The organism is Aeromonas sp. Prich7-2, from assembly GCF_017939255.1.
Lineage (GTDB): Bacteria > Pseudomonadota > Gammaproteobacteria > Enterobacterales > Aeromonadaceae > Aeromonas > Aeromonas caviae.
Genome location: NZ_JAGKRI010000025.1, coordinates 1 through 26,825 on the forward strand (window position 1 = coordinate 1; position 26,825 = coordinate 26,825).

39 protein-coding genes are annotated in these 26,825 nt (G+C 60.0%); 5 read left to right on the plus strand and 34 right to left on the minus strand.

The window, feature by feature from the left end; all coding sequences use genetic code 11:
* From J9892_RS05830 to J9892_RS05990, 33 genes are all read right to left on the minus strand, one after another.
* Positions 1–3,115, minus strand: a 3,115-nt coding sequence (locus J9892_RS05830; protein ID WP_210538055.1) for a hypothetical protein, incomplete at its 3' end; no start/stop codon positions are given.
* A gap of 125 nt (positions 3,116–3,240) precedes the next feature.
* Positions 3,241–3,642, minus strand: a complete 402-nt coding sequence (locus J9892_RS05835) for a hypothetical protein (RefSeq protein WP_210538056.1) — start codon at positions 3,640–3,642, stop codon at positions 3,241–3,243.
* Positions 3,643–3,644: 2 nt separating this feature from the next.
* A complete protein-coding gene (locus tag J9892_RS05840) occupies positions 3,645–4,229 on the minus strand; it encodes a hypothetical protein (protein WP_210538057.1) in 585 nt (194 codons plus the stop codon).
* Positions 4,226–4,828 (minus strand): hypothetical protein, encoded by a 603-nt coding sequence (locus tag J9892_RS05845; RefSeq protein WP_210538058.1) that lies wholly within the window; start codon positions 4,826–4,828, stop codon positions 4,226–4,228. Before J9892_RS05845 ends, J9892_RS05840 begins: the two co-directional genes overlap by 4 nt.
* Positions 4,828–6,954 carry a hypothetical protein gene (locus J9892_RS05850; RefSeq protein WP_210538059.1) on the minus strand — a complete coding sequence of 709 codons (2,127 nt, stop codon included), beginning with the start codon at positions 6,952–6,954 and terminating at the stop codon, positions 4,828–4,830. The genes J9892_RS05845 and J9892_RS05850 overlap by 1 nt, the downstream gene beginning before the upstream one ends.
* Positions 6,951–7,244, minus strand: coding sequence for a phage tail assembly protein T (locus J9892_RS05855; RefSeq protein ID WP_210538060.1), 294 nt, complete (start codon positions 7,242–7,244; stop codon positions 6,951–6,953). The genes J9892_RS05850 and J9892_RS05855 overlap by 4 nt, the downstream gene beginning before the upstream one ends.
* 20 nt (positions 7,245–7,264) lie before the next feature.
* Positions 7,265–7,684, minus strand: coding sequence for a hypothetical protein (locus tag J9892_RS05860; RefSeq protein WP_210538061.1), 420 nt, complete (start codon positions 7,682–7,684; stop codon positions 7,265–7,267).
* Positions 7,681–8,145 (minus strand): phage tail tube protein, encoded by a 465-nt coding sequence (locus J9892_RS05865; RefSeq protein ID WP_201903007.1) that lies wholly within the window; start codon positions 8,143–8,145, stop codon positions 7,681–7,683. The genes J9892_RS05860 and J9892_RS05865 overlap by 4 nt, the downstream gene beginning before the upstream one ends.
* Positions 8,145–8,561, minus strand: a complete 417-nt coding sequence (gene gpU, locus J9892_RS05870) for a phage tail terminator protein (RefSeq protein WP_210538062.1) — start codon at positions 8,559–8,561, stop codon at positions 8,145–8,147. Before gpU ends, J9892_RS05865 begins: the two co-directional genes overlap by 1 nt.
* 32 nt (positions 8,562–8,593) lie before the next feature.
* Positions 8,594–8,761 (minus strand): hypothetical protein, encoded by a 168-nt coding sequence (locus J9892_RS05875; RefSeq protein ID WP_164980045.1) that lies wholly within the window; start codon positions 8,759–8,761, stop codon positions 8,594–8,596.
* Positions 8,762–8,795: 34 nt separating this feature from the next.
* Complete coding sequence (locus tag J9892_RS05880) at positions 8,796–9,398, minus strand: phage tail protein (RefSeq protein WP_210538063.1); 603 nt, start codon at positions 9,396–9,398, stop codon at positions 8,796–8,798.
* 6 nt (positions 9,399–9,404) lie between these two features.
* The gene (locus tag J9892_RS05885) at positions 9,405–9,701 is read right to left on the minus strand and encodes a hypothetical protein (protein ID WP_210538064.1); all 297 of its coding nucleotides are present in this window, start codon (positions 9,699–9,701) and stop codon (positions 9,405–9,407) included.
* Positions 9,701–10,018, minus strand: coding sequence for a DUF2190 family protein (locus J9892_RS05890; RefSeq protein ID WP_210538065.1), 318 nt, complete (start codon positions 10,016–10,018; stop codon positions 9,701–9,703). The genes J9892_RS05885 and J9892_RS05890 overlap by 1 nt, the downstream gene beginning before the upstream one ends.
* A 57-nt stretch (positions 10,019–10,075) precedes the next feature.
* Complete coding sequence (locus tag J9892_RS05895) at positions 10,076–12,181, minus strand: ClpP-like prohead protease/major capsid protein fusion protein (protein WP_349237042.1); 2,106 nt, start codon at positions 12,179–12,181, stop codon at positions 10,076–10,078.
* Complete coding sequence (locus tag J9892_RS05900; RefSeq protein WP_246876620.1) at positions 12,093–13,655, minus strand: phage portal protein; 1,563 nt, start codon at positions 13,653–13,655, stop codon at positions 12,093–12,095. The genes J9892_RS05895 and J9892_RS05900 overlap by 89 nt, the downstream gene beginning before the upstream one ends.
* Positions 13,652–13,861 carry a hypothetical protein gene (locus J9892_RS05905; protein ID WP_041211165.1) on the minus strand — a complete coding sequence of 70 codons (210 nt, stop codon included), beginning with the start codon at positions 13,859–13,861 and terminating at the stop codon, positions 13,652–13,654. The genes J9892_RS05900 and J9892_RS05905 overlap by 4 nt, the downstream gene beginning before the upstream one ends.
* Positions 13,858–15,804, minus strand: coding sequence for a terminase gpA endonuclease subunit (locus J9892_RS05910; protein ID WP_041205566.1), 1,947 nt, complete (start codon positions 15,802–15,804; stop codon positions 13,858–13,860). The genes J9892_RS05905 and J9892_RS05910 overlap by 4 nt, the downstream gene beginning before the upstream one ends.
* Positions 15,776–16,312 (minus strand): terminase small subunit, encoded by a 537-nt coding sequence (locus J9892_RS05915; RefSeq protein WP_210538066.1) that lies wholly within the window; start codon positions 16,310–16,312, stop codon positions 15,776–15,778. The genes J9892_RS05910 and J9892_RS05915 overlap by 29 nt, the downstream gene beginning before the upstream one ends.
* A gap of 126 nt (positions 16,313–16,438) precedes the next feature.
* A complete protein-coding gene (locus J9892_RS05920; protein ID WP_349237043.1) occupies positions 16,439–17,035 on the minus strand; it encodes a DUF2514 domain-containing protein in 597 nt (198 codons plus the stop codon).
* Positions 16,978–17,469 (minus strand): lysozyme, encoded by a 492-nt coding sequence (locus J9892_RS05925; protein WP_045525021.1) that lies wholly within the window; start codon positions 17,467–17,469, stop codon positions 16,978–16,980. The genes J9892_RS05920 and J9892_RS05925 overlap by 58 nt, the downstream gene beginning before the upstream one ends.
* Before the next feature lie 2 nt (positions 17,470–17,471).
* Positions 17,472–17,678 carry a hypothetical protein gene (locus tag J9892_RS05930; RefSeq protein WP_033132437.1) on the minus strand — a complete coding sequence of 69 codons (207 nt, stop codon included), beginning with the start codon at positions 17,676–17,678 and terminating at the stop codon, positions 17,472–17,474.
* Positions 17,679–18,088: 410 nt separating this feature from the next.
* Positions 18,089–18,610, minus strand: a complete 522-nt coding sequence (locus tag J9892_RS05935) for an antitermination protein (RefSeq protein WP_246876621.1) — start codon at positions 18,608–18,610, stop codon at positions 18,089–18,091.
* A 94-nt stretch (positions 18,611–18,704) separates the two neighbouring features.
* Entirely contained in the window at positions 18,705–19,091 is a 387-nt protein-coding gene (locus J9892_RS05940) for a RusA family crossover junction endodeoxyribonuclease (RefSeq protein WP_041211155.1), read from the minus strand.
* Positions 19,078–20,070 (minus strand): DUF968 domain-containing protein, encoded by a 993-nt coding sequence (locus J9892_RS05945; protein ID WP_223955436.1) that lies wholly within the window; start codon positions 20,068–20,070, stop codon positions 19,078–19,080. Before J9892_RS05945 ends, J9892_RS05940 begins: the two co-directional genes overlap by 14 nt.
* On the minus strand, positions 20,067–20,264 hold the full coding sequence (locus J9892_RS05950; protein ID WP_210538068.1) for a DUF3283 family protein: 198 nt from the start codon (positions 20,262–20,264) through the stop codon (positions 20,067–20,069). Before J9892_RS05950 ends, J9892_RS05945 begins: the two co-directional genes overlap by 4 nt.
* A complete protein-coding gene (locus J9892_RS05955; protein ID WP_041205556.1) occupies positions 20,261–20,971 on the minus strand; it encodes a phage regulatory protein/antirepressor Ant in 711 nt (236 codons plus the stop codon). The genes J9892_RS05950 and J9892_RS05955 overlap by 4 nt, the downstream gene beginning before the upstream one ends.
* Before the next feature lie 76 nt (positions 20,972–21,047).
* Positions 21,048–21,329 (minus strand): hypothetical protein, encoded by a 282-nt coding sequence (locus tag J9892_RS05960; protein ID WP_210538069.1) that lies wholly within the window; start codon positions 21,327–21,329, stop codon positions 21,048–21,050.
* Complete coding sequence (locus J9892_RS05965; protein ID WP_210538070.1) at positions 21,329–21,601, minus strand: hypothetical protein; 273 nt, start codon at positions 21,599–21,601, stop codon at positions 21,329–21,331. The genes J9892_RS05960 and J9892_RS05965 overlap by 1 nt, the downstream gene beginning before the upstream one ends.
* Positions 21,601–22,017 (minus strand): hypothetical protein, encoded by a 417-nt coding sequence (locus J9892_RS05970; RefSeq protein ID WP_210538071.1) that lies wholly within the window; start codon positions 22,015–22,017, stop codon positions 21,601–21,603. Before J9892_RS05970 ends, J9892_RS05965 begins: the two co-directional genes overlap by 1 nt.
* Positions 22,018–22,066: 49 nt before the next feature.
* Positions 22,067–23,158, minus strand: a complete 1,092-nt coding sequence (locus J9892_RS05975; protein ID WP_210538072.1) for a hypothetical protein — start codon at positions 23,156–23,158, stop codon at positions 22,067–22,069.
* Entirely contained in the window at positions 23,151–23,441 is a 291-nt protein-coding gene (locus J9892_RS05980; RefSeq protein WP_246876622.1) for a hypothetical protein, read from the minus strand. Before J9892_RS05980 ends, J9892_RS05975 begins: the two co-directional genes overlap by 8 nt.
* The gene (locus tag J9892_RS05985) at positions 23,441–23,962 is read right to left on the minus strand and encodes a phage regulatory CII family protein (RefSeq protein WP_210538073.1); all 522 of its coding nucleotides are present in this window, start codon (positions 23,960–23,962) and stop codon (positions 23,441–23,443) included. The genes J9892_RS05980 and J9892_RS05985 overlap by 1 nt, the downstream gene beginning before the upstream one ends.
* A gap of 31 nt (positions 23,963–23,993) precedes the next feature.
* Positions 23,994–24,200, minus strand: coding sequence for a helix-turn-helix transcriptional regulator (locus tag J9892_RS05990; protein ID WP_182951238.1), 207 nt, complete (start codon positions 24,198–24,200; stop codon positions 23,994–23,996).
* Positions 24,201–24,522: 322 nt separating this feature from the next.
* Here J9892_RS05990 and J9892_RS05995 point away from each other — a divergent pair, with 322 nt between their 5' ends.
* Positions 24,523–24,951 (plus strand): S24 family peptidase, encoded by a 429-nt coding sequence (locus J9892_RS05995; protein ID WP_246876623.1) that lies wholly within the window; start codon positions 24,523–24,525, stop codon positions 24,949–24,951.
* Positions 24,952–24,969: 18 nt separating this feature from the next.
* On the opposite strand, the gene J9892_RS06000 is transcribed toward J9892_RS05995, so the two are convergent.
* Positions 24,970–25,242 (minus strand): hypothetical protein, encoded by a 273-nt coding sequence (locus J9892_RS06000; protein ID WP_210538075.1) that lies wholly within the window; start codon positions 25,240–25,242, stop codon positions 24,970–24,972.
* Between J9892_RS06000 and J9892_RS06005 the strand changes: the two genes are divergently transcribed.
* The 4 genes from J9892_RS06005 to J9892_RS06020 are packed head-to-tail and all read left to right on the plus strand — an operon-like array spanning position 25,241 to position 26,780.
* On the plus strand, positions 25,241–25,669 hold the full coding sequence (locus J9892_RS06005; RefSeq protein WP_210538076.1) for a hypothetical protein: 429 nt from the start codon (positions 25,241–25,243) through the stop codon (positions 25,667–25,669). The two genes, J9892_RS06000 and J9892_RS06005, sit on opposite strands and share 2 nt — an antisense overlap.
* Before the next feature lie 15 nt (positions 25,670–25,684).
* Positions 25,685–26,059 carry a hypothetical protein gene (locus tag J9892_RS06010; RefSeq protein ID WP_210538077.1) on the plus strand — a complete coding sequence of 125 codons (375 nt, stop codon included), beginning with the start codon at positions 25,685–25,687 and terminating at the stop codon, positions 26,057–26,059.
* A 59-nt stretch (positions 26,060–26,118) separates the two neighbouring features.
* Positions 26,119–26,436, plus strand: a complete 318-nt coding sequence (locus J9892_RS06015; protein WP_210538078.1) for a hypothetical protein — start codon at positions 26,119–26,121, stop codon at positions 26,434–26,436.
* Positions 26,437–26,483: 47 nt separating this feature from the next.
* Positions 26,484–26,780, plus strand: a complete 297-nt coding sequence (locus J9892_RS06020; protein ID WP_244088545.1) for a TM2 domain-containing protein — start codon at positions 26,484–26,486, stop codon at positions 26,778–26,780.
* Positions 26,781–26,825: the final 45 nt, after the last annotated feature.

Consider the following 26,825-nt stretch of genomic DNA (forward strand, 5'->3'; position numbering starts at 1 on the left):
GGGCGGTCGACTGCTCCACCCCGGCGATCACTTCCCTCACCTCCGTCAGCTCGGCAGCGGTAGCAGCCGCTTCGCCAGCGAACTCTGCCCGGAACTGGGTCACCTCTCGGGCCAGTGCCTGGTGTTCATTCGCCTGCGCCTCCTGGTCACGGCGAATGGATGCCTCGGCCTGGCGGTGACGCTGCTCCCCCTTATCGCCCGCGAGGGCGTTGGCAATGGCGGCCTCGGCGGCTTGGTCAGCAGCCTTGGCCGTCAGGTCCAGGGTGGCGGTGATCTCGTCAAAGCGGCCAGCGGTGATCCCGCCGTCATTCTCGACAATCTCCTCCAGCGCCCGGATCGCGCCCTCGGCGGTGTCGGTACGCACCTCGACCCCGCTGACCCGCTCAGCCAGCACCTGGTCAGCCTCGGTACTGACCCGCGCCACTTCGGTGATGTTGGCCAGCAGGGTCTGGTCGCCCCCCTCCAGCTCGGCCTTGAGGCCCGACACTCGCTCGGCTAGGGCCGACTGGGCATCGCTGTTGACGGTGATCCGTTGCTCTGCCGCCGCGAGCCGTTCGCCCTGCTCGGTCACGGTGGACTGGGCGGCCTTCTGCTGGATCTGCCCCAGGGCGGCATCCAGGGAGCTGCTGACCTCGGTCAGGCGCTGCTGTTCGCTGGTGAACTCCGATTTGGTGACCGTCTGGGTGATCTTGGCATTGATGCCATCCAGCACCTGCTCGGCCTCGGTCAGCCGTTCGCCCTGGGCATCCACCACTGCATGATCGGCCTTGGTGGCCAAGGTGCCGGTGGCGGCGTCCAGTTTCTGGTTGACCTCGGTAAAACTGGCCTGGGTCTCGTCGCGCAGCGCCCGCACCGCATCCATTTCAATCTCGCCGGTGCCGGGATTAACCGTGAAAATGGCATCGCGAAGATCGCCCATTTCACTCTGTACACGGTCAATCTTGCCGTGCAGCTTGTCTTGCTGCAGGACTGTGCCGATCCCCATCTGTCCCAGGCTGTCTTGCTCGTCGCGCAGCAGGCTTTCGGTCTGTGTCGCCCGCTCATCGAGCGCGGCCAGGGCAGACCCCAGCCCAGTCAACTCCCGATCGATCACCGGCACTCGCTCGGCAATCGGCGCGACCGTCTCGCTCAAATCGGTGAACTCGCGCTCGACCAGCTCCAGTTTTCCAATGATGTCTGGGATCGCCTGGTCAACGATGTCCGCGATCTGCTCGATGGGCTGGCGCAGCTCCTCACGCAGGTGTTCGCCACCGATCTCCCCATCCAAGATGTCGAGAATGGAGGCGGCGTCGTAGGTGGTTTTCCCGCTGGCGGCGAACAGGCCGGATTTGCCGTAGGCGTTGACGGCACGCAGCCACACGTAATAGGTGGTGTCAGGCTGCAAGCCCTGGAACGTCATGTACGCGCCCAGGCCCGCCTGGGTGGCCTTGGCCTGCACCTCGGCCAGGGGCAGTTGCACCTTGCTCCACCACCATTCGCACAGGGTGCCGTAGGACTGGCCGCCGGTGAACACCGGACGGAACGCCAGCGACCAGTTGCCCGCCTCGACCTCCACCCCCACGGGGATGGCCGGTACGGCGATGGTGAAGGACACCGACGCCACCGGCGATGGGGCGCCGGTCATGGCAATCGCCCGCACCTGGCCCACATAGTTGCCGGCGGCCAGACCATTCACCCGGCACGACTGCCCGGGCACCTGGGCCGTCAGCACGACTTGCGGGGGCTGGTCCGGGTCGAGGCGCTGGATGATCACCTGGTTGTAGGCGATGGTGCCGACGTTGCGCCAGGACAGCACCCCCTGGATCACCTCACCGACTTGCTCCACTTCATAGCGCAGCTGATCGGGCATGGCGACGCCGCCCGATGGCAACTCGGTGATCTCCGGGCGCTCCATCGGCTTGCCGATGGCATCGGCCCAGAACAGCGGTGAATCCTCGCGCAGGGTGAGATCTACCCCGCCGTTCAGGCTGAATGCCCAATCGGTGACGCGAAACTCGGGGCCATTGATGCCAAAGGCAGGCAGATAAAACCGGATGGTCTGGCCGGGGCGATAGCGCCAGCCAGAGAGGTTGACCGAGCAGGTGATGGTGCGGGCGGCGCGGCGCTGGCGCAGGATGATGTTGGCGATGCGCTGGGCCTGGTGCTCGCTGGTGACAAAGCGCAGGTCGAGATCTTCCAACAGCGGCTGGCCACCATCCTCTTCCACCCACTGCGGCACGATAACCGCAGGGAAGTCGGTTTTTTTAAAGGTGATCGGGTCAACGAAGGTGCCTGCCACCTGGTTGATCTTGTCACTGCTCGATGGCTCTGGCAGCAGCTCCAGATCGCCGATCAGCTGATGAGGGCGCAGCTCGTCACTGGCGGGGCCATAGTAGGCCCCGGCCAGAATGCCGAACCGGCCGCCGATATAGGTCGGCTGACCGCAGCAGGCCATGTGCATGGCTTCCAGCACCTTGGCGCGAGGCTCGGTCAGATCGAACTCGGCGTTGATGGTATAACGCGGCTCCACCTTGCCATCGGCGACCGTGACTATCTCGTCACAGATATTGGCGGCAACGATAAACTCCTCGATGCGGATCTCGTCATCGGGCACCTGCAACCAGCTGCGGTAGTAATCGAGGATCACCAGGGCGGGGTTGTCGCTCCATTTCCACTTGTTATCGCGGGGATCCCAGACCTCCTTGCCGAATTTTTCGACCTTGATATTGGGCAGACCGGCGGGGAACTTCTCGGCGTCAAACTTGAGCGAGAGGCGCAACCAGGTGATGCCCTGGCCGATCATGTCCTCCTTCCAGTCGGCGCACTTCTCCAGCATATAGGGGTCACAGGTCTGGCGGTCGGCATGCAGCTCCCAGCTGACCAGATCGCCATAGGTGCCGACCAGATCATCGCCGAGCCAGAGGTCGCCGATGCGGGTCAGCTTGGTGCCAGACAGTACCAGGGCAAGGTGCAGCCATTCGCCTTCGTCCTGCTCGCCGGGTTCCTCGGCGGCAAAGCTCATCAAGCCGGAGGAGATCACCCGACCATAGACGCAGCTCTTGTCACTGGCAGCGGCCCGCAATACCTGGCTGCGTTCGCTGGCGCTGGTGTAGTCACCGAGGCTGGGCTTTTTCATGGTGAGCATCATGGTGGCGCTCATCACTGCTGAGCCGATGGCGATGGCCGTTGCAGTGGTAACAACCAGGGTTGATGCGGCACCAGCGGCAACACCAGCAATGACAGGGATAGCAGCAGCAGGCATTACTCGACTCTCCAGGCAAACAGGGGAACAGCGTCAGGAATGGGGCGGGCGCCCTGCTCGGTCATGGCCCATACCTGACCGGCCCACATCACGGCGGCGGTCTGGCCCTGCGGGCCGTCAAACACCAGAGCATCACCGCGCTGGGCCATCGCCACCGGGATCCGCGCAAACAGCGCATCTAGGGCGGCCGGGATATCGCCGTGGGTTTTTGCAAGCACCCGCTTGGCGCCGATCTCGGTGCTATAGCGCCCGCGATAGGCGGCCGCAGGGTCTTTGTCACAGGCAGCCAGACAGACATCCGCCACAAACAGACAGCAATCATTTTCACCCCAACAAAAAGGCCGCTCACTGGCGGCCTGAATGGTCTGGATAATGCGGATTTGCCAATCTGGATGGCGCATGGTCAGTCCTTATAAACAAAGCCGGGGGCGTCTTTTTTGCTGCCCCAGAAGATAGAGCGGTCTGCCATCTCGTTCTGGTAGCGAAAGAAACGGTCATTGGGGTACAACCGGCGGTGACTCTCATCGGTGTTGCGCATGTTCAGCCCCTTCTGCCAATCCTCGAAGATATTGGAGATAGTGAGCTGAATGGTGTTGGTCTTGCCCGCTTTGATGGGGGTCTGGGCGATGCGGCCCTTGAATTGCAGGCAGGCTTTGAGCGGCACCTCGGCAGGGCCGATCACCACCAGATAGAGCCAGGCCATCCGGTCAACGATGCGCTCGCGCATCACCTCGGCCAGCATGCTGTCATCGAGCCCAGACAGGCTGACATTCAGCTTGGTTGGCGAGGTGGACAGCTGCTCTTTCTGGGGGCTGACTGCCCCCATCGAGCCCACGCCGTAATAGGTCTCGCCGCCGATCACCAGCTCTCCGAGCCCTGAGTGAATGCGGCTGATGCCGCTCACCAGATCCAGCTTGAGCGCGTAGAGCGCCGACACATGGGGCTGGTTAAGGGCGGCCATCACATCGGGATCAAGTCCGACAATCATGGATAGAAGCTCTCCACAAACTTGATGGTGCCAAGGTCACGCACCCTGGCGTTCAACCGGCGGGACTTGCCAGCCCCAGCACCATCCAGGCGAAACACCCCCATCGGGCGGGCAACCATCAGAGGGGTTCCGCTGGGATAGTTGTTGCGCAGCATCGGCGCAACACGCACCGTGGCAGCGCCGGAGAGATCGGATTGCACATCCGCCACCACCCGCTTTAGCTCGTCACCGATCTGGATCCAGTCGCCACGGCGCAGCACCAGGGTGGATGGTGTCCAGCCACGGCTGGTAAAGCTGGTGCGCATGGTCAGCCCCTCACTGACGATGGGGGCGCCATGCACCGGCTGGATCGGATGGGCAAAGTCCCACATCCGCACCCGGCTGGATGGGCCGTCCAGCTGGGCGATAAACGCCTCAAAGCGGCGAGCAACGTCTCCCTCCATCCGGCCCATGGTCAGCTCCATCAGCCATTTGCTGCCAGGGGTGCTGGCGACCTGTTCGCTACCGCCCCAAGGGTTTTCAAATATGCGGTGGTTGGTTTGCAGCGCCAGGGTGTTCTCGCGCACCCGGAACTCGGCTGGCCAGTCGTAAGTTTCCATTAAACCCCCAACATTTTTCGACCCTTGCCATAACTGCCAAAGTCCTCAATCATCATCTGGTATCCCTGCTTTGCGGCGGAGGTTATAACCGCATTGCGGTCATCGTCGGTCATATCGGAACTAAAGTGCAGGTGCTGCTCGAACACAGCACCAGCGGCAGCAGCGCCACCGCCGCCACTCATCAGCTGGTCATACATCTGGTCGATGCGCTGGGCTGATTTGTTGGTGTAAACCCGCTCACCCTTGTCGAGCAGCCAGGTGCCCTCGCTCGGGATCTCCTCAATCCCTGAGTGGGCCATACCGGCAATCGAGGTGCCTACAACCAAACCAATGGATATCGCCGTCTGAGCTTCTATCATGGCGCGAGCAGCTGCAGCGCCTATCAGGCCGCCGGTCATGGCGGCAAACGCCTCAGCACCGGCGGCTGCTTGCTGACCGGCGATAATGATGGATGGGATCGCCATCAGCTTCTGGGCGGCCAGCAGCGCCTTCATTACCCCGGTTTGCTCCTTGCCTGACTGTGACAGCATGTCGGTGGTCAGACCGATGGTCTGGCTGGTAAAGCTGAGCATGTCGCGGGCGGCTTGCTGCTGCATGTTCTTCTGCTGCTCAACCCGCTGGCGCTCCTGCTCGGCAAGCTGCTCCTGCTTGCGCTGGTCTGCCTCCAGCTCCTTGGCCATCGCCTCTTCACGCTTGGCCATGTAGTCAGCTTGCTGCTCGGCGAAGTGATCCGCCTCCTTCTGGCGGTACTCCTCTCGCAGCTCACTCAGGCTCTCATAGCCGCGGCGCCGCAGCTCGGCCTCACTCAGTTGCAGTTTGTCGATCTCGGTCAGCCGATCCTCATGGGCCAGCCGCAACTTTTCGAGCTCGTTGGCGTACTGCATATCGAGGGTGGCGAGCCGCTTCTCCCCCTGATCCAACAGCTTCTGGGTATCAGAGCTGGTATCGCGGGAGCTGACCGGCTCGGGCGGCTGGTACTCCGGCTGCTCACCAATTCCAAATCGCTTCTTACCATATGCATCCTGAATGCGGCCGATCTCGGCCTCAATCTCGGCGCGGCGTTGCTGGAGCTCAGGCAAGGCTGAGCGGCCTGCCGTGTCGCCAAGAATGGCATCGAGCAGGCCAACCCCGCCGAACTCCTTTTGCCTGGAGGTCTCTTTGATCTGGTCGTCCAGATCTTTAAGCTCCTCGCGCAGGTTGCCGAGGCGGCGACTCATGCCGTCTATTGTGCGGGGGTTATCCGCCCAACTATCAAACAGGGTTCCCCAGTAGCTCACGGCATAGCCGAGCTTTTCGGTTAGCCAGTCGATTTGCTCGGAAGCACCGAGCACCCCCTGGGCAAACGAGCTCTGCAGGCGCAGGCTGATGTCCTTTAGCTTCTGATCCAGCTCTTTTAGCTGGCTGATATCGGTCTCTGACAGCGCCACATTTAGGCTTCTATAGTGGCTGGTTAACCTCTGTAGCTCTGCCCCATGGTTCTGCAGGAGCGGCTGCAAAACAGAGACATCATTGGCAATCGACTCCAGATAAAAAACTTGCTCGGCGGCGGAAACATTTGTTGCATCCATCGCATTTTGAATTGCAACAAGCGCATCCGGGCCAGCCATTTGTTGTAGTTTCTCGATGGTTAACCCGACTTTTGGGGCTATGTTATCCATCCAGTCCTTGAACTCGCCGCCGCCAGTAGCCGAGAAGTCGCCGAGCTTATCCTGTACGTCTTTGAGCATGTCTGACAGCTGATCGCCGCTAACGTTGTATTGCTCTGTCGCGTATGTCAGCTCCTGCATCACCTCCACAGACACGCCAGCTTTCAGGGCCATCTGCTCCATCTCTCGGCCCTGCTGAGCCAGCGAGCTAACCGAGGCAGCAAGACCCACAGCCGTACCAGTCAGACCGAGTACGGCACCTTGCACCACACTGAATCCCTGCACGATAGCGACAGATTTTTCAGATAACAGATCGGCGGTATCGTTGAATGAACGACCAAAACCAAACGTGGCATCCTCGGCGTTTTTTGCATCTTGCGCGTAGCTTTTCAGTACCCCGATAGCTGAGCGAACATCCGCATTCAGCTTGCTTGGGTCAGCACTGAGCAGCACTCTTAGATCAGCGACATCAGTCGTCATGTAAAAGACTCCACACCGGGGATAGTGGCGGCGAGCGCAGCCACATCGTCACAGCTCTGCTCTGGTCGTTCAGGGCGGTTGTAGTAAAAATCAGAGGGGGCTGGGCAGTTCTCTGCGCCAATGTGCGGCAGCAGGTTGGTGTAGCAGATCTGCCCCATTTCATACTGGCCGAGCAGGTAATCGAACGGGTATTCGGCGAAGTGGCCGCACCACTCGATATACTCGGTGCTGCTGATCTCGCTCAGCATCCGCCGCCAGTCCAGGCGGCGACACTGGCGGGCCATCATCATGACCCGCTGGCGCTCCCCCTCTAACCTTTTTTTGGGTCAACCGTCTCCGGCTTTTCCGCATCTTCGGCATCCGCTTTGGCGAGGCTGGCCAGCCCGCTGATCTCCTTGACTGCCATCGCCATGCGCAGCACATGGGCCGAATCTGGGTAATGGGCCAGCACCCAGGCTTTCATCTGCTCGATATCGAGCTCGGGGTGCTTGTGGTGCAGCCCCATCGCGGCCAGCAGCAAATTCAGCTCGTAGGTGATGCGGTGAATGGCCAGCAGGGTTTTCTGCTGAGTGCGCTGACTGGCTTGCTCGTCCACCTTCGGCCAGTCAACGGAGAGCAGCGCCGCCTGATAGTCAAACAGCTGCAGGCCGTTGAGCTGCTGCAGCTCGACCTTTTCAGAGCCAACCTTGCTGGAGAGTGTCAGCGTGCGGCGGGCAACCAGGGCACTCATGCCGCATCCTCTTCGGCCAGAGACGGCTTGCCGGAGAGATCCACCTTCACGGTGCGGGTGATGGTCTCCTTGATAGCGATCGGCTTGCCGATGCTGGAGATAAAGCCGTAGAAGCCATCCACCTTGCCGTTCGGGTACTTGATCAGGAACCAGCGCAGTTCGCCGCCCAATTCAGTGACCAGGGTTTTCTGGGCGGCGTCATCCGGTTTCCATGCCAGGGTGAAGCCCAGCTGGCCCGCATCTTTCTGGCCAGGGGTTTTCTCTTTCCAGTCCGGGTTGGCCGCATCGAGATAATTCTCTTCAGTTGTCTCGACCGACATATCCGGTGGGGTCAGCTCTTTGATATCCGCCAGCCGCACCACTGAATCAGCGGTGGCGATGCTAGGCTTGGTCGGCCCCGGCACTTTGGCCATATAGAGCTCGGTGCCAGCGCCCTTGACGGTTTTATTGGTATCGGTCATCAGTTATCACTCCAACTTGCGTTAAAGGTCAGGGTCAGGCTGGACAGCCCGGTGCCCTGTTCGTCCAGGCCATAGCTCCAGTTGGCCAGCTCCAGCCCCTCATTAAGCAGGCCGTTCAGGTTGGCGCCGGCCAGTGGGTCGAGATTCTCTGCCAGCACATCGAGCTCGGCATCGGCCTGGTTGCTCTCCATCACATAGAGCGACACCATCAGCTGGGCGCTGTCGCCTGGCATGTCAAGCGCATACTCGGAGGGGGCGCCCTCCATCAGGTAGCAGAAGGCCACCGGCAGATCTTCCTGGTCAATCGAGAATGGCCGGTTGGCAAAAACCACCCCAGGGGATGGGCTAGGATTGCGGCCAAGCAGTTCGACAACCTTATGGGCCAGCGCCTGCCGGATAAGGGTTCGTTTGGTCATAGTGAGTCCAATAAAAAACCCGCCGAAGCGGGTTATTTGGTGGTTGAGGTTTGCCGCCTGGCATCCCATCGGTTGAACATGCCGTTGAGTACCAGCGTCATGCCGACCGTGATGGCAAAGCCAAGCCAGCCGCCCTGATAGGTGCCCGCCGCGATCAGCGCCAGCATCAGCAGGGCCACGGCGATTTTCAGGATGATCATGCTCTCTCCTTCTGTTGAGATCAGGATCCTAGCCTCATTTAATCGCCAGTTGAAGCTGACGCAGCAGCGCCTGCTGCATTTCGCGGGGCATGTCACGGCTCATCGCTGCTTTTGCCTCGCGCTCGTAGTGCTCGGTGATCGGGGTGACCAGCGGGATCCGCATCACTTCCAGGGCGTGACGCCCCTTGCCGACACGGCGCAGGATCTGCCAGCTCCTGAGTTTCGTGTCAGAATACTTACCGCCGCGGCGATACTCACCGAACCCCTTTGAACCATCAGCAACAAAACCACCGGATACGCGATGGCGGCCAACCTGCATGTCGCCAGCCTGATAAGTCCCCCCACGCCTTGTCAGCCTCTGCTGAGCAGGGCCGAGCTTGATCATGGGGATTGGGCGGCGGCGAACCCTGATCACTGAGTTAGGTGACTGTGGGGTGGCCTTGAATATCTTCACTCGTGGCCTTAGCAACTTGGCCGGAACCTTCACTCTCTCGTCCTTTGCCGTCATCCTTATTGCCCTACCTGATGCACGAACACTGATCCGGTTAACGGCTTGCGCACTAGCCTTTGGAACAACCTTGGCATGTATGGCAGTAAGATTATCAACGGCTTTTTCAAGGTCTTTCTGGATGGCCATACCGCCTCACTTGATGGGAATGATCAGCTGACCTGCTCTCATATAGGGGACCTCTCTGACGGTAGTAACCAGGCCAAGGCTTGGCACCTCTACCTTGTCACCGTTACGGAAACGCACCCCTGGCGGCGGGCAGCTCACCGCGAGCTCGCGCAGCACTGTCGCCACCTGGGCAAACGCATCTGGCTGTTCGTCATAGATCACGGTCAGCGGCTGCCCAGCGACAACGGCAGGGATGCCCATCGCCTGGTCAACGGCCACGTTGAGGCGACTGACAGCCCGCTGCCAGCGGGCGCCGGTCACCATTACTGGACGATCAGCGCGTCGGCGTAACCGCTGGCGCCGCTGCTAACCAGCTTGCCGAAGTCGTCCGCGTCCTTGGTGGTGTCCGCGACCAGCTTGGCGCCATCCCATTTGACAGCCGTGCCAACCGTGGTCAGCGCGGTGTCGCAGGGGAGAGACCAGACACCGGACAGGGCGCCGGTAAACTCGGCGCCAGCGGCAGCGGTCTCCAGCGGGACAACGGTCAGAGCGCCCATCTTGATAGGCTTGCCGGCAACCACGCCACCGGTCGGGGCGATAAATGCCAGCTGGGTGCCGGCACAAACGAAATTCTTTGCCATGTTGTTATTCCTGTTGTTTGCCAAAAAGATGGCCCGCCAGATGGCGGGCCATTCCCATTACTTGCCGTTCGACTTGACCAGGCCGCGATAGTCGAGAGCAGAAACCCCCGCATCGATGCGAACCTTGGTGGTCACGCCGTCAACGGTGAAGCCTTCCTGCTGCTCAATCCAGGGCGCATCCATGCCGTCCAGATAGGCAACCTCAACCGTGTCGCCACCCTGCGCAGCCAGGAACCACTGGGCCACATCGCTATCGGAGAGGCGCGGCTCACCGATCACCTCGGCGAAGCCCTTGAGCGGGTTGATAATGCCGGAGTTGGCATCGGCGCCGGGGACGGAAGTGCTGTTGATCAGCTGGAACGCGGTATCTTCCAGCTCGGTCGGCACCAGAACAAAGCCCGGACGGATGTTGAGAGCGCGACCCTTGCCACCTTCTGCGGCCGCCTTCTGGCTGCGCATCAGCGCCTTGGCAGCAGAGAGTGCCTTGATGCTCATGGCAGAGTCTGCGCCGCTCAGCAGGTTGTGGTGATCGGCGTGGAACAACGCCTTGTTGTCCGGCATCTTGATGTTCTGGGTCAACACGGCATAGACCAGATCTGCGATGGTGCCACGCGCCGCCGCCCCCATCAGTTTCGGGATGCGGGTCAGCAGGTCGAGGTCATCGTTGATGATCGCCTGGCGGGTGATGCAGAACAGCTCGCCGTAGGTCGCCAGCTGGATGGTGGCACCGGTGTCGTTCAGGGTGATGTGCTTGTACTCAGCACCCTCGCGCACTTTGCGCAGGCTGGCGATATCACCCAAGCCGACACGCTGGGCCACCTTGAAGTCGGACAAGGTGCCCTTGCGCGTCCACTTCTCGAAGGTCTCGTTGGCGGATTCCCAACCTTCCAGCACTGACTTGTTGGAGACATCCATCAGGATCTTGCCAAAGTCGGAACTGGTGTGGGTGAAGGCCATGCCGACATAGTTCATCGGGCTCATGCCGGAGGTGGATACCCCGCGACCTTCCAGTGATGCCCGCGCCAGCTCGCGCAAGCTGAAACCGTCATAGCGGTTGTCACGCTCTTTCTCTGCATGACCACAGCGGGCCATCAGGGAGGCGCGAACAGAGTCGCCGATCAGGTTGCCGTTGCCAGCGTGGATATGCACGGTGGAACCCAGCGGGCCGGTTTCACTGGCGCCGGTGCCCAGCGCGGCCTTGATTTTCTCTTTCGCGGCTGCGGCAGAAACATCCATATCAGCCAGGCACTCGGCCATCAGCTCAGGGAAGCGGCCGCCGGTCAGCGCAAACAGATCCTGAATGTCATTGCGGCGAGCCTGCTCCTGTCGCTTGAAGGCAGCGACAGCATCATCACCAGCGGGCTGCTGGGGTTGGCCAGGCAAAACGGCGGTCGTGGTGGGATTGGCCGGTACAGGAGCAGCTGTGCCAGCGTTCGCTTTGGCGCCGAACAGGGTTCGGGCCTGGGTAGGAATGTTGTTAAAGTCTTTCATCTTGTTCTCGTTCACGTAGGCGGCAGCCGAGATCGGCTCTTCCAGGACATCGACAAACCCCATCTCTTTGGCCTGCAGGCCATCGAGCCAGGTATCTGCCGACAGTAGCGCGGCCAGCTCCTCTCGGGGCTTGCCGGTTTTATTCTCGTAGGCGTTGAGCAGCAGCGCCTCGTTGCGATCCAGCCAATCGGCCAGATCTCGCAAGTCGTCCGCATTGCCGACTGCGCCAGACCACGGCTTGTGGATCATCACCCAGGCATTGCTCGGCATATGCACGGTGGCATTGGGCAGGCAGAGAATGACCGAGGCCATACTGGCCGCCAGGCCATCGTTCCAGATGTCGATCTTGCAGGTGAGGCGGGCCAGGGTGTTGTAGATGGCAAACCCGTCCATCACATCACCGCCGGGGCTGTGAATGTGCAGATTGATTTGCTTGGCACTAAACACCCCGGCGGCCTTGCAGTCCGAGATGAATTGTTGAGCCGACACACCCCAGTAGCCGATCACGTCATAGATGTAGATCTCTACCGTGGGCTCTGAGGCGGCCAGGGCGTTGATGGTGTACCAGCTGCGGGGGCTCTGGTTATCGGCGGCGGGTTGGTCGCTGGCGGCCTCCGCTCGCGCTGGCATCAGCGCGGTCTGGACCGCCGCCGTCAGGTGGTGCTTTTTCACTGGGTTGTGCTCCTGGATCATTGGCTGGGTTGGAATCGGTGATGACGTTGTTTTGCTTCTCCCATTCCAGTTCGGAAAGACGCTGGTCCCGCACCTCGTCAGGGTTCCTGTTGCGAGCCCGGATCCACTCAGTCACCGTGCCAGCACTACCACGAATCACAGCTCTCCAGCCGTTGGCCTCGCGCTCCGGGTCAATCCAGGGCATGACTGGCGCCAGATAGATGGCATCGAACAGGGTTTTCATATCCAGCTCGGGAGGCGGCTTGAGCGGGTCTTTGCTGCGCAGGGTTTCGGCCAGCAACCAATCCCGATAAACAGGGCGCGACCAGTTGGCCACAAACTCATCCTGCAGCACGGCAAAGCCTTCCCACCCCTCAACCAGCTCCTGGCGCTGGGCGGAATAGGTGCCGTCATAGTCGCGGGCCACGCTCGAATACTGGCTGCGGGTGCCAGCACAGGATGAGCGCAGCTGACCCGATCGCCAGATGTTCAGAGCGGTGTTTGGCCGGTTGGACTGGATAACCCCGACATCTTCGCCGGGGCGCAGGTCGTCAAAGGTCATGCCCGGCGTGATGTCGATCATTCTCTGCGCTTGCGCAGGCGAACCATCTGGTGGCGCCTGGTATCCCTCCGGGTGCTCCTTCTTGATGAAGAAGGCGAGCGAGGCACTGATCCGAGCTGCCACACGCTCGGCCTCCTCCACCGACTTGAGGTCAGCGAGGCGAGTGATGACACCGTGCAGCAGCGTAACGCCGCGCAGCTGATGGATCCGCTTGCGCAGGGCCAGGTGATACATCTCGCTGGCTTCAACCTCCTTGGTGCGGTAGCGATAGCCCTGCATTTCGCCGGGGTGATCGAACATCACAAAGTAGGATTTCGGACGGCGCCAGGCATCGACCTTGATCCCCTGCCTGACCCCATCCGCCACGCTGTTCATCTCGAACGGCACAAAGTCAGGTTCCAGCACCTCCACCGAAAAGGGGGTGTCAGAATGATGCTGATAGCCCTTGATGGTGCCGAGCAGGCGGCGGCCAAACACCTCGCCATCGCGCAACCAGGTACGACAGGCCAGCCGCTCCATGGCGGGACGGGTGTAGGTGCCGGTGGTTTCCGGTTTGAGCGACCAGGCAGCCCAGCGCCGGCGGATCTCCTTGGCGAGGTCATCCAGCAACTGCCCATCGACAGAGCGGGGCTGCGGCTCGATCTGGATGCCTTTGCCGCCGACAATCCGCTCCTCCATCTTGTCGAGAAGGCCGATCACAATGTCATGGTTTTCGTCCAGGGCTCTGGCCTGCTCGCGCAAGCTGATCGCCGATTGCTGGGTGGCCACGTTGGCGCCACGCCGTTCCCGCTTGGCCTGATGGGTTCTAGACGGCATTGCCGCCTCGTAGGCCATCATTCGCAAGCGGTCGCGCATCCGGTTGGCTGCCCAGCCGGGGGAGATAAACCCGACCAACTTATCTATGGCTCTCATGTAAACCTCGCGGCGGCATAGGGCTGACGGGCAGGGTTGGCCACGCTGGCGCGGCGCTGCTCCCACTCCCGCCGACCAGAGCGGAGTTCGTTGAGGTTTTCAGAGGTCACAGTGCGGCCCTGGAACGTTACCTGCTTGCCGGCCAGCACATCGCGCTCGGCCTGCAGGTACAGCTCGATCATGCTGTCGATATCGCTCAGCTTCACAGCCAGCCTCCTGAGTTTGTGCCGAGCCAGCTGTTGCCTGCTGCCGTGGGTCTTGGCTGCGGGCGGGATACCGGCTCGGCGTGGTTGATAGTGGTTGGCTGATGCCGGGCGACCAGGCGCCAGCCTTTGTGCTGGACGCCAAGGCGCACGGCGGCCAGTGAGTAACCCGCGCAGTCAGTGGGCTCGTTGCGGGCGCCGGATGGGTTAACCCAGCGATAGACGCGGCGGCCCTTGATAAACTCCAGCCGCTTTCGCTCACAGGTCAGCCCCTTGAAATAGTGTTCATCTGCCCACTCGGCGACAGGGTGGTGCCGGTAACCAGGCAGCGGCCCGGATAGCGATGCAGGCACATCGGCCAGGCGGGCGTAGATCACGTCCTTGGCGGTGTCGGTGCCGACCTCCGACAGGTAAACGCCCTGCCGGTTCTTCTTGCGCGGGAAGGTGATGATGGGTTTGCCCATCACCGTGGCCCCCTTGATAGGGATATATTTGCGCGGGTTGCGGCGACAGAACTGATAGACCTCATCGGTGTAGTGACCACCCGAGTCAATCAGCACCAGGCCGATATCCATCACCTCACCGTTGGCCTTGATAAACTGGCGCGAGAACTGCTCGTGCAGTCGATCCCAGATCTCGGTGTGCCCGAGGTTGCCGTACAGGCGCTGGTAGTCGATCACCCAATGCTCCTCCCCCACGCCCCAGCCGGTGATCTCGAACTCGAAACGGTCATCCTGGGTATCAGCCCCGACAGTGATATAGAGCACCCCATCAGGGACGGGGTGCGGCCATACCTCGCGGCGGGCGGCAAGCGCCTCCCACTCCAGTTTCTCACCGGTCTCCTCTTCCCAGGTCTCGCCCAGCGTGGTGTTGACGAAGGTCTTTAGCTTGCCCTGGTCATCCTTCGCTTTGAGGAAGTCAGAGACAATCCGCACCCATGTCGTCAGCGGGCTGTAGGCCGTCCAGATATGGAAGGTCACCGACTCGGGAGGAGGGATCGGTTGGTCATCACTGTCGAACCAGTCGATGGAGTCCCGCGTCCAGATGCCGGTGCGCTCGCAGATCCAGCGTTCCACCGTCTCGTAATCCATCTCATGCTGGCGAATGGCGCAGCCATTTGCCTCGCACAGATAGAACGCCGAGTTGTGGTTGTTACCGTCCCACTTGATGCCGAACTCGGCATCGGGGCCGCCCCACTTGAGGTACTGCTCTGCATGGCAATGTGGGCACTTCACGTGATAACGCATCAGGTGCTGCGATTCGCTGGCCGCCCGCTCTATCTGGCACTGCCCCGCGATCTTGGGGGTAGAGCCACGGATTGATTTGGGGTGGGTCGAGCCCTCCATCCGCTTGTCACCGAGGAACGTGGGCGAACCCTCGTGATCGATGTCAGCATCGAAGGCGGCCAGCTCGTCATAGATACCGAAGTCGGGAGAGGCTTCTCGGTAGTTTGCCGCCGCTTTACCACCCCGGATCTCTAACCCTCGCCCGTTGGCGAATCGCTTGAGCTCCAGCGTGTTGTCTTTGTGCTTCTTCCCATACCAGGGCGCGAGCGCCTTTAGTCTGGGGACATCACGGATCATGGGATCAACGTGCTTTTTGACGAACTTTTCAGCATCACCATCAGTGGGATGCCAGATCAGTCCGTTGCGCTTCTTGTGCTCCAACAGGTAGGCGGCCACACCGAGCAGCATCTTGGTGTAACCAACCCGCGCCGACTTGACGAAATTGACCTCTCGAATGTCGTCATTGGCCATCGCGTTGATGATGGCCACCTGGAACGGCAGCGACTTCCAGCGGCCCTCCTGATAGGAGGACTCCACCGGCAGGTAGTAATGGTCATCCATCCACTCGGCGGCGGTCTGCACCGGCGGCCTGAGCAGGGCTGACAGCCCAAGGTTGACGGCAGCCGCCAGGCTACTTACTTGTGCTGTCGATATATTCATCCAGTAACTCCGGCAGCAGATCACCCAGGGAGGCCGCCTCGTTGCTGGCTATGACCAGTTCGCGCTGGAGCCCCTCGATGTGCTTGGTCTGCAATTCGGGATAACGGCGGCGCATAGTGAGTGGAACGGTGTCGAGCAGACTGCTGACCTTTGCGGCGATGCGCGTCAGAGCGAACGTTGCAAACTCGGTCGGCACCTGATGGCGCTCAGCGATCCGGTTCTCGCGCTCGGCCTTGTCGGCCTGCTCCTTGGTGAGCCTCCACCGTTGGAAGTCCAATTGATCCTCATCCATGTCTTGAGGATCCGTTGGTTGGTGTTTTTGGATCGCGTTCTCGATCCGGTTATCCACAACCGAGCGCACATCAAAGTAAACGTTGCGCCCGATCTTTTTTACTGGCTGAACTCCCCACTTATCAAAGGCTTGCACCGAGATCCCCAGGCTTGCAGCCATGTCGGATTTTTTCAGCCAGCCAGGCGCAGGGCGATCCTTGTCTGATGGCTCTGACATGAAAACAACAACCTCACTTCTTGGGGTTTCATATGTAGTGAAAAACTGCGCCTCGTCCAACCCGTAAGGCCGGGGGGTGGCTGGGAGTACCTTTACCCTGGGGGGTGGGGTATTGCGGTAGTTGGGTTAACGGGGTTGAGTCAATGAGAGATAGGCTCTTTCGCAGGCTAGTCCTGACGCTCGAGCTCGGTCATACGCTGCTGCCAGCTCACCCGCTCTTTCATCAGCCCGGCTGAGCATGTCGGCGAGCACCATGGCAGGATGTCCGGCTGCCGGGCCTCCTTGGGCAGCCCCGGGATTGCTGGCGCACTGACTTGCTCGGGCTGCCAGGCGGCGGGCTTGCTCGCGCAGCCGGCCAGACTCAAGGTCAGCAGCAGCGGCATCAGCCTGCGCTTGGGCGATTTCTTCTTGTGCATGGTCTCTCACCTCATCGATTTCAGCCTGCCGGCGCTGCTCTTCCTCCCGAGCCTTCAGCTCAGCCTTAGTTCTGGCTGTGGCAAGGCGGGCAGCCTCTTCATTCCACTTTGCCTGCCAGGTCTTGCGCTCCCCCTCCTCCCCAGCAGCATGACCGGAGCGATAGAGCGCCACACCGCCGCCGGCCAGGGCGGCTATCACCAAGGCACCGGCCAGGAACGGCAGCACCTTGCTCTGCTGAGTCACTCCCATCACACCCCCTTGCACTTCGCATTGAGGCGCAGCCGGTCTTTCCAGAGCCCGGGGCATACCCGGTTCCCCGGTACCGAGCAGTCCTGGTTGCCGGAGCGCTTAAATAGCAGGATCGCCTCGCAGGCCCCGGGGTAGTCGCCAGCGTTCAGTCGCTTCACGATGGTGGATCGGCAGAAGGCGCCGGGACCGATGTTGTGGGAGAGCTCGACATAGGCGTCGAACTCATACTGGTGGAGTGGCACCTTGATGCAGGCCTTGAGGGCATTCTCGAACACCCGCACCTCCCGAAGGCTCCTGTTCACCGCGGCGACGGGCGTGATGGTGTCACCCATCTTGACCCCTTCGGTGCTCCCAAAGCCGATAGTGGGGAGCTTGGTACCGTGTACGGGGTCGGGGTAAGCCGTCGGCTCAAACCCCTCCCGATTCAGGATCCCCACAAAGCCGGCAGCACTGAGAGTGAGCGCCGCTATGGCAATTCGTACTTTTGTCATGCCTACCCCACCTGCTTGGCGCGTGGCTTGATGATGTTCGACCAGATAAACCAGCCGATCTGAACCGAAAGCCACACAAGCGTCGCGATCAGCACCCAGTCATTCAAAGAGACACCAGCCCACGACATACTCACCACCGCTACAGGAGGGGCAGATTTCGCAGTTTCACCGACCACAGTGGTAGCGATCTGCTCATGGCCTTGATTCATGAATCCACCCCAGAAACGAAAAAACCCCGGCTAAGCCGCAATGCTGTTCAGATAAGCACTTTTTTGACTGATTATTCATAAATTGGATTTGAGTTGAGGGGGCAAGGCTGTGTCCAGTCGATCTTCCTCCAGCCTTTATCCAGCGGGGCTTGCAATAGAAAGAGGGAGGCATCATGCCTCCCTCGATTTTTTGTCCTGATACTACGTGGACTGGAACTCAAATTCTCTTAAGTGAACAGCATTGCGGCTAAGCCGAGGTTTGAGAGCAAGAAACAAAAAAAACCGCAACCTTTCGGGTGCAGTCTTCCATCGTTGGCAATCAGCCTACACAAAATTGCAGGTGGCCGTCAAGCCACCCTCACCTGCACAAGCAACAACCCCGCCGAAGCGGGGTTCTAGGGGCAAGTGACTTACCGCGTCGTATACCAATAGCGCGTCTGCGCCGCTGACTCCTGCTGGTGGCACCAATCCAGCACGGCCAGATAGAGCGGATACCAGCCCAGCTCCCATTGCCCACGGGTCAGTCCACCAGCCAACGGTTCAATGGCGCGTCTGATCTGAGTACCCGGGATGGGGCGTAGCCCGGTACCACCACAGCGTGGGCACACCTTATCAATCGCCTTGCCGTGCAGGCGGCTCAGTTCCAGGTCGCGGATCACTCCCCGCCCCCGGCAGAACTGCGGGTGACAGGAAGCCCCAGGAGTGTCAGCAGTGCGGCAGTAGTGTTCCAGGGCCAGCTCGGCCACCCGGCGCAAGGCCATGCCATGGCCACGTTCCTTGTTGGCCCCCACATAGCGGGGGGCAATCTTGGTGCACTCGGCTTGCACAGCTAGCAGGGCCTTCTTGGCATCCCCTAGGTCTTTGCAGTAACGCGCCATCACCAGCGCCATGCCGGCACCATTGTGCTTCTGAACCACTCCCAATGCCGTCATCACATCACTCTTTGTCAGATGAGAACGCCCCGTTGACTGGGCCTGATAGGCCTGCAGCATCACAGAACGCGGATCCCCTACGGTAATTGCATATTCAAAGCGCACTCATCACCTCCACAGTTACCGACACCATTCCCCCTTTCACTACCGGCCCACGCTCCACCAGCAACCGGTCGATCTGGCTATCGTCCAGCCACACCCCGGCGTGGGTAAGGGCGTCTTGCACCGCCTTCACCGTGTTATCCAGATCCCGGGCTCGCCGGTCAGGGGCCTGCACCACCAGCCGCAGGGCCAGCCGATCGGGAATCTGCTTGCCGGCTAACTTGGCAGCCAGACAGGCATCGGCCGCAGCCTTGCGATAAACCCTCCCCTCCTGGCTCAGCAGGGTTCTGGGCTTACCGCTCACGGCCACATTGCGCCAGATCCGGTTGGTTGAAGGGGGCCATGGCAGGGTCACCGTCCATGAATCAGCTTTTGGCATTGAACACTCCCAGGGAGCAAGCAAGCTCCAGTGTGTTGATAACGTGCTCCAACTGCGAACCGTGCTGGGCTTCCCAGGCCTTCCACCCGATCCGGTGCAACTCCATGTGTGGCTGGTGGGCGAGCGGGAACACCATCAGATCGTGCGCCTTACTACCCATCACACTCATCCCATGACCCACGACATGGTGCGCCTCGATGCCCTCGCGCTGGCCAGTCACCACACAGGGCAACTGCCGGACAAAGGCCAGGTAGGCTGCACACTCCCAGCGCTGGCGCTTGGGCCTGCCCAGGTGGAGGGTCGCGGGTTCTGGGTCGATCTGACGAATAGCTGGTTTGGCATTGATGCGAGCCCGCAGATCGGCCAGCGGATCGCGCTCTGCCACCTCAAGGCGATGTTCACGATAGCGGGCATCGGTCTCCCGGTTACCGCGGGGCGACCACTTCCGATCCGGTTCGATGGGTGCCAGGCGACAGGCAGAGCGCAGCAGCGGATCCGGTAATGAAGGCAGCACCTTGTAGACGGTCGCCCACCAGCACAGATCCCGGGCAGTCAGGTCAGCAGCGGCCACCCCACACCAGCCAGCAACCCGCTGCAGCACAAGCTGCGCCAGCCACCAGGCCACATCAGCGAGGCGGATCGGTAACTGCCCATTGCGGTGCTCGTTGTCGTGATGCCAGCACAAAGGCAGATGCACCCCCTCCACTTCTGCGGTGACGGTTTCCCCGATGCAGCCATCGGCTATCACGCAAGCCGTGGCATTGGCGGTCAGCAGCTCCCCACCGGCGGCATTGACCACTGCGGCGCAGGCCAGGGCCGACACCAGCTCAGGGAACTGGGCCAGCAGGTCAGCCCCCTGATCGCGCACCAGGCGTACCGGCTTGCCAGCCAGTTGGCGCCTCACCGCTGGCAGGCTGTCGCCCAGCGGCACCAGGGCCAGCCCCAGCGCTTCAACAAACACGGCGTTACCTGCGCTCACGCTTGCCCCCTGATCGCGTTCAACTGTTGGCGAAACCATTCACGGTGCTCTTCATCCACCGCCTCGATGGCGTTGATCACATCCTGCCGGCTGATATCGTTGCGGCGACGGCGCCAGAACAGCAGGTGAGCCTGCTTCTCCAGCTCGATACGCTGGCGGTCGTGCTCGGGTAGTTTGGCGAGGTTGTGAGTCACGCCGCCACCCCGCGCAGGATACCGTCACGGATCAGTCGCTCCACCAGCCACTGCTGGCCCTTGCCGGTGATCAGGGGGGTGAAACTGATCCGCCGCTCGCCGTTGCTGTCAAACGAGCTCTCCCGGGTCGCGAACAGCCCGCGGTCCACATACTCCTGCATCGGCAGGTTCCAGCGCTCCCCGCGGCAACTCATCAAGATCTTGCGTTCCCTCAGCAGGGTGAACAGGGTATTGGGGCCAAGGCCCACCGTCTTGGCGAACGCCGACAAGGTGATCCCCTTCTCCACACTGGCGATCTGCTTGGCGAACTCCACCGCCGGAGCATCCATCGCCACCTTCTGTTCCAGCGCCATCTTCTGCTCGGCCAGCTCGGCAGCAAGGCGCAGTGCCTCCGGCAGGGTCTGGGGGATCATCATCGCGGGCTGGTGGGCTTGCTGCTCCAGCTCCTGCCAGCGGCGAATAATCCGGATCCGCAACTGGGCGCTGTAACCGGCCACCAGACAAAGGGTCTCGTCCTTGTCCAGCAACAGGCACGGCTGGGTGCGACCACGGCCATCCTGGTAATCGCCTGACTTCTCAGGAGATTGAATTTCCACCAGCATCTTGCGGATATCGGCCATCACGTTGTCGTGGCGCTTTCCGGTCAGCTCGGCGATCTCCACGCTGGTCATCGTCAAAGGGGTTGCCCCCCGCATCATCAGTTCCATCACCTCACCCCCATCGACACATTCGCGGCCAGATACACAGCCAGACCCACCATCACCACCACCATCAGGGTGCTCTTCATGAAATCGCGCATTTGATCATCTCCAACGTGGCGGGCCGCTGTTGCTGGCCGCGCAGGGCGTTTACCGCCGCCATGACTTCGCCGAGATCGGCATCCTGCACCAGGTAGTGCCCGGCACGGTGTTGTGCTGAGGTAAACCCCAGCTGGCGCGGACAATCCGACACCTCAAGGCGCACCTGCACCGGCAACCAGTCTTTAACTTCTGGGTACACCGCAACCCGCACATGCTTGGCGGCCTTGATATCCCGCTCGCAGGCTTCACTGAATGTCACTGCCATCACTGCACCCCCAGACAACTGATGTTTGCTCTGAGCAGCGAGGCCTGCAGCGCCACTGCGTCCTTGGTGATCACCTCGACCGATGACAGCTCGAAATCGTCACCTTCACCGACACAGGCCAGCACCAGCTCGAACTCACCGGCGTTGTTCGCCATGGTCCAGCTCCAGCCGGCGGGCGCCTCCGGGATCTCGATATCGAAGGTGCAGGGCCACATCTTGTGCAGCTGAGCCAGGGCCGCGTTGGCGATCAGCTCGTGTTTATTGGCCACCATCACATCACCCTCCCGCTGATCACCACGCCACGCTGGCGCATCTCGCCCATAACGGCGGAAATCTCGCCTTGCAGCTCATCCCACCGCACAGCACCGCTGCGCATGAATACCCGCGCCTCGGCGATCATCTCGCAGGCTCTTACCGAAATGGTTTGTCCGATCGGCGCAGCTGACTGGACGGGGGCCAGCATCGCCATCGCTGCGGCCTTGACCTCAGCAGGACGCGGAGCGAACTGGCGGGCGGTATCGTTGGCCAGCACCATCACCGCTTCCGAGATCTGCTCGGCAGTCAGGCCGCGCAGTTGCAGGCCCCACGCCGCGGCAACCCCGCGAACATTTCCGTCCAGCTGGTTGGCGCTGGCAGGCCACAGACCAGCCATCAGCGGCAGCAGCTCGTCAGCCAGGAACAGGGTCATGCCGGTGCTAACCTGCAGCGGGTCTTGGGTAGTTGGCAGGCCAGCTGTGTTACAGGGGAGTATTGCGGTCATATGACACCCCCTGTTCGCGCAGGGCTTGCGCCTGCTTCTGGGCCTGCATCAGGTTGGAGAGGTGCTGCGGCTTGGCAGATGGGACGCTGCGCTTGGCAACCAGCTGATCCCACTTCTCGCGCAGCTTCTGCGGGGAGAGCACGTTGGCACACCAGAACGGATCCCGGCTCACCCAGTCGTACAGCTCGCAGAACTCCCGGTGAGTGCGCTTGTCCAGCTCGCGCATAAGGCGAACCACGTTGGCCCACTGCGCCCAGTTCGGCTCTTGCGCTGTCGGGTTGAGTTGCTGCACCCGCTTGAACATCCACTGCGCGGTTTGCAGGTCTTCGGAGGTGCCCCAAGCTTTGCCGTTCGGGGTCTGGACTGCAGCCCCCTCGATGATGCGGGTCTTTTGCTTTGCAGAGCCCTGCTCGGTCTGGCCTTGCTCAGCAGTGGCCAGCTCATCGCTTGCGCCATGCTCACTCTGCTGGTCTCGACTCGCGTCAGCGAGTTGGGACGAAGAGGGTTTAAGATCTTTACTTGTTTGATTGTTTATATTGTTTAGAGATTCGGCGTGAAACTCCGCGCCTAACTCCGCGCAATCAGATTGCGATACCACCTGCAACCCAATATCCGATGCGGCTTTGAACTCCGCGCCTAACTCCGCGCCATCGTGTTCTGAAACTCCGCGCTGATACTGGTCGTAATTGAGAACAGTTATCAACGTGTAACCCTTGGTTCCCTGCTTGCTGGTGCGAGTGATCATCCCGTCACGCTCGAAGGCATCCAGAGAGCGGCGGGCGCTATCTTCGGAGATGCCACAGGCTTCACCCAGCGAACGAGCAGAGCCAACCAGCTGGCCACGGCTCAGGGTGACGCGGTTGCCGTTGAAGGTATCCTCGGTGCGCTCGTGGGTGACCTCGAGCAGCAGGTGCAGCCACAGGGACTTGCGAGCAGTGTCACGGTAAAACGTGGCATCCTTGATGCTCTTGTACAGCAGCACAAACCCGCTGCGGCGGTTCTCGTTCACGTTGCAGCCTCGCTGTGTGGTGGGTGCGCTGGCCGGTGCCAGGCGAACTACGTTACCCATGGGCCACCTCCTGCAGGTGCTGCATCAGGCAGTTCAGGTGACGCTTGGCCTGCTCTTTGGTTGCCGGGATCTTGATGCCGCGCAGCAGACCGCCATAGACCAGATAGGACTGGCCCTGACTCTCCACCAGACGCGGGATCACAGCCGGGATCACGTTGCGCCGCTTGCCTTGCGCTTTGGCGCCAGCTTCGGTACGCTTATCCACGTTGTTTTCTCCGCGAAAACCAACCTCGGGTCGGGCTGTTAGCGCAGCGCCGGCCCACTCTTTTTGTGCTTCCTTCATCACTTCTCTCCTTGTGCATGTGGCCCCGGGAACGGGCGCACCTGACTGGCTACCGACTCTTCCAGGCTCAGCAGCTCCTTGATGGCCCGGTGCACTGCCGCCGTGATAGCCTTCCGCTCAATGGGGTCAATCACCCCGTCTTGCCTTGCCTCACGCAACTCACCAAACACCGCCGCAACCACCTCACCCACCAGCATCACCTGGTCGGCCAGCTCCTCTTCGGTCACCGTGCTATCCGGCAGGGCCACCAACGTATGGCCGCGGGACAGCGCCCAGGCTTGCAGAATGGCGTTGTCACCGGTCAGCTCGGTCACAGCCATCGCCTCAGACAGGGTCAGGTGATGGTCTTCGCACTGCGGGTTGAACTTGTTGTTCAGGGTGGTCGGGCGCTTGTTGCCCATCAGCTTGGCCAGCTCGGTGATGTTGTACCGGCGGCTCAACTGATAAGCGGCGTCAATAGGGTCAGATGCGTGGGAGTGATCCCGCTTGACTCTCGTAGTTGTTTTTTTGGCTTCTGTCATGATGGTTTCCGTAGAGCAGGCCTGGCGGTAATCACTGGCGGTGCTCTGGGTAGATGATTTCCATAACGCTGATTTCTTGAGAGAAAAAATCAGCAATCCGTTGGGCTCGCTCTAACGATGCCTTTTGAAGGCCACGCTCAATGCGGCTCAGGTTTCCAACGTCAATCCCTACCGCCTGACTCAGCTGATTGATCGTTACCTTCTGCTGCTCTCGCAGCTTTCGAAGAGGTGTAAGCATGAACGCCCCCTTATATGCGCTACACGCATATTCAAGCACAGAAACATATGCGTGTCACGCTTTGCGCACACCGCATATAAATTGCCATCATGGACAAATGAAAGTTGGAGCAAAGATCAGGGCGCTGCGAAAAGCGCGCAAAATGACGATCAACGAGCTGGCCACTCAGGTGGACAGTGATGTTGGCAATATTTCTCGATTGGAACGTGACCTGCAGGGCTTCAGCCCACAGTTGCTATCCAAGATCGCGGACGCACTGAGCGTGCCTGTTTCAGAGCTTTTTTCTGATGACTCGCCCGCTTCTCCCCACCAAAACATGGAAATGGCCCAGCCAGATATCCACCGGATCCCGGTGATCAGCTATGTGCAGGCGGGGGTATGGACCGCGCCGAACGAGATCCGCGAGTGCGATGGCAATATGGCCTACATCACCACCGATCTCGAGCTGGGCGAGCGCGCCTTTGCCATCGTGATCCGGGGTAACTCCATGGAGCCGGAATTCACCGAGGGGGATCTGGTACTGATCGACCCGGACGAACCGCTTCACCCTGGTGACTTCGTGGTTGCCAAGAACGGCGAAGAAGAGGCCACCTTCAAGAAGTACCGCCCACGCGGCTACAGCGAAGACGGCAAAGAGATCTTCGAGCTGGCCCCACTCAATGACGACTACGCCACCATGCGATCAGATCGCCAGCCCATTCAAATCATCGGCACCATGGTGGAACACCGCCGCCGCAGACGACGCCGCTAGGGGTAGACCATGGATGGTTTAACCAATTACCTTTTTCACCTGACGCAGCACATTATCAACCTCGGCGCTCACCGCGCCCCTAATCCCCCATGTAAGCGCCTCAGAAAGGGCCGGAGCCAGCAATTCAGGTGGTATCTGCGGCAGTCTGGTGTGCCAATAAGTTCTCTGCCGTGGCACCGTTTCAGTTCCCGCCGCTGTCGCCTTAATGACTTTAATGAACTCATCCACCAGATCGGTCATCTCGGCGTTTCTTTCAGCTTCTGTTTTCACGTTCTTTTCAGGATTAGACATGACGGCCTCCAACATTGAACAATTTGATGCAATCGCCGGGCAAACCTTTGCCTTGCTCTACGAGGCATTCCCGATCCCTATCGCCTTACCACTGGTAAAATATACAGGTGAAGGGCTGGTTTTTGAAGTTGATGGATTTACAGGCAGTGAATTAACCCAGCAGGCCGAGTTGGTAATGGCGTCATTGGTATGGCTGGTAGATAGCGGCTACATCAGAGCAACGGTTCACCAAAAATCAGGATTAGCTGAAGCGGTCCTCACCGCCAAGGGTCTTGAAACCCTAAAGGCGACACCTGGTAGCCTAACCACACCTCTCGGCGAACGGCTCAAGGATGCGGTAAAACAGGATGGCCGAGAGATTACGCGTTCTCTGGTATCGCAAGCGCTTAGTATTGGGCTAAGTCTTGGCATTAATGCCTTAAAATAAAAAAGGAAAAGAGCAATGGGATATAAAAACAAATCGGTAATTCTCGGGATGATGTTATTCCCGATATCTGCAATGGCTGGCTTTATCCACCCGATGGATTTTGATGGTTCAGAGGCCCAGAAGCAGGAAGTGATTCAGTACATCAAGGATCGCGTACAGCAAGACTACTGCGAGAGCCAGCTCGATATGTGCCAGCCGTCGATGCTGCGCATGATGGAAGATCAGAATCTCAGCTCATTCAAGGAGGCAACACAGGCTACCGATCGCAAAATAATGGATCGGGTTATCAAAGATTACTGCAACAGCCCTATCGATATGTGCAACTACGACAACATTCTGATGATGTACAACGAGAACCTGAAGGCCAGTAAAAAACAATTGAGTTGGTAGTAATGGTAAAGCTGTAGTGCCATTATTTTTTTATAAATATGGAAAAATGGAATCCAGAGATGAAAAAAATGATGATCGCAGGTATTGCTATTCTCGCAGTGATAGCCGTGGTCTGCTATACGCAACTAACCATATTTGTCATACCGCCAATTGGAGCAATTCCAAAAGGTCAGACCGCTATTATGATGCGCTTGAATAAAACTGAGTTCATAGATAGCCCGGATGCTATGTGTGAAAGAATGCAAGGTGGGGTTAGCCTCCTGTGCAGGGGGATGACGCTGGCTGCCGTTGGCGAAAATGCAACGATTTTGGGGCGCTTTCCTTACAGTTCGTGGCTCTACGGCATTTCGACTGGCGGAAAGACATATAATCGATAGATGCAGAGTAGTTTGTACTTCAATATTAAAAATAATAGGGAGTTAATATGTCAGATATGGTTTTTTGTCGCGGGTGCGGTAAAGAAATTCACAAAACAGCAGTGTCATGCCCTCACTGCGGGGCGGTATATGGATCAAGCAAGAGCAGGATCACTGCTGCTCTGCTGGCCTTCTTCCTCGGTGGCCTTGGTATTCACAAGTTCTACCTTGGCAAAGCCCTGCAAGGTTTCCTCTACCTGATTTTCTGCTGGACGTTTATCCCAGCGGTGATCGCCTTCATTGAGTTCATCATGTACCTCTGCATGTCTGATGAGAAGTTCGCAGAGAAGTACGGCAAGGCGTAGTCGCTAACCCCCCAAGATAAGCCCACCAGCACGGTGGGCTTTTTA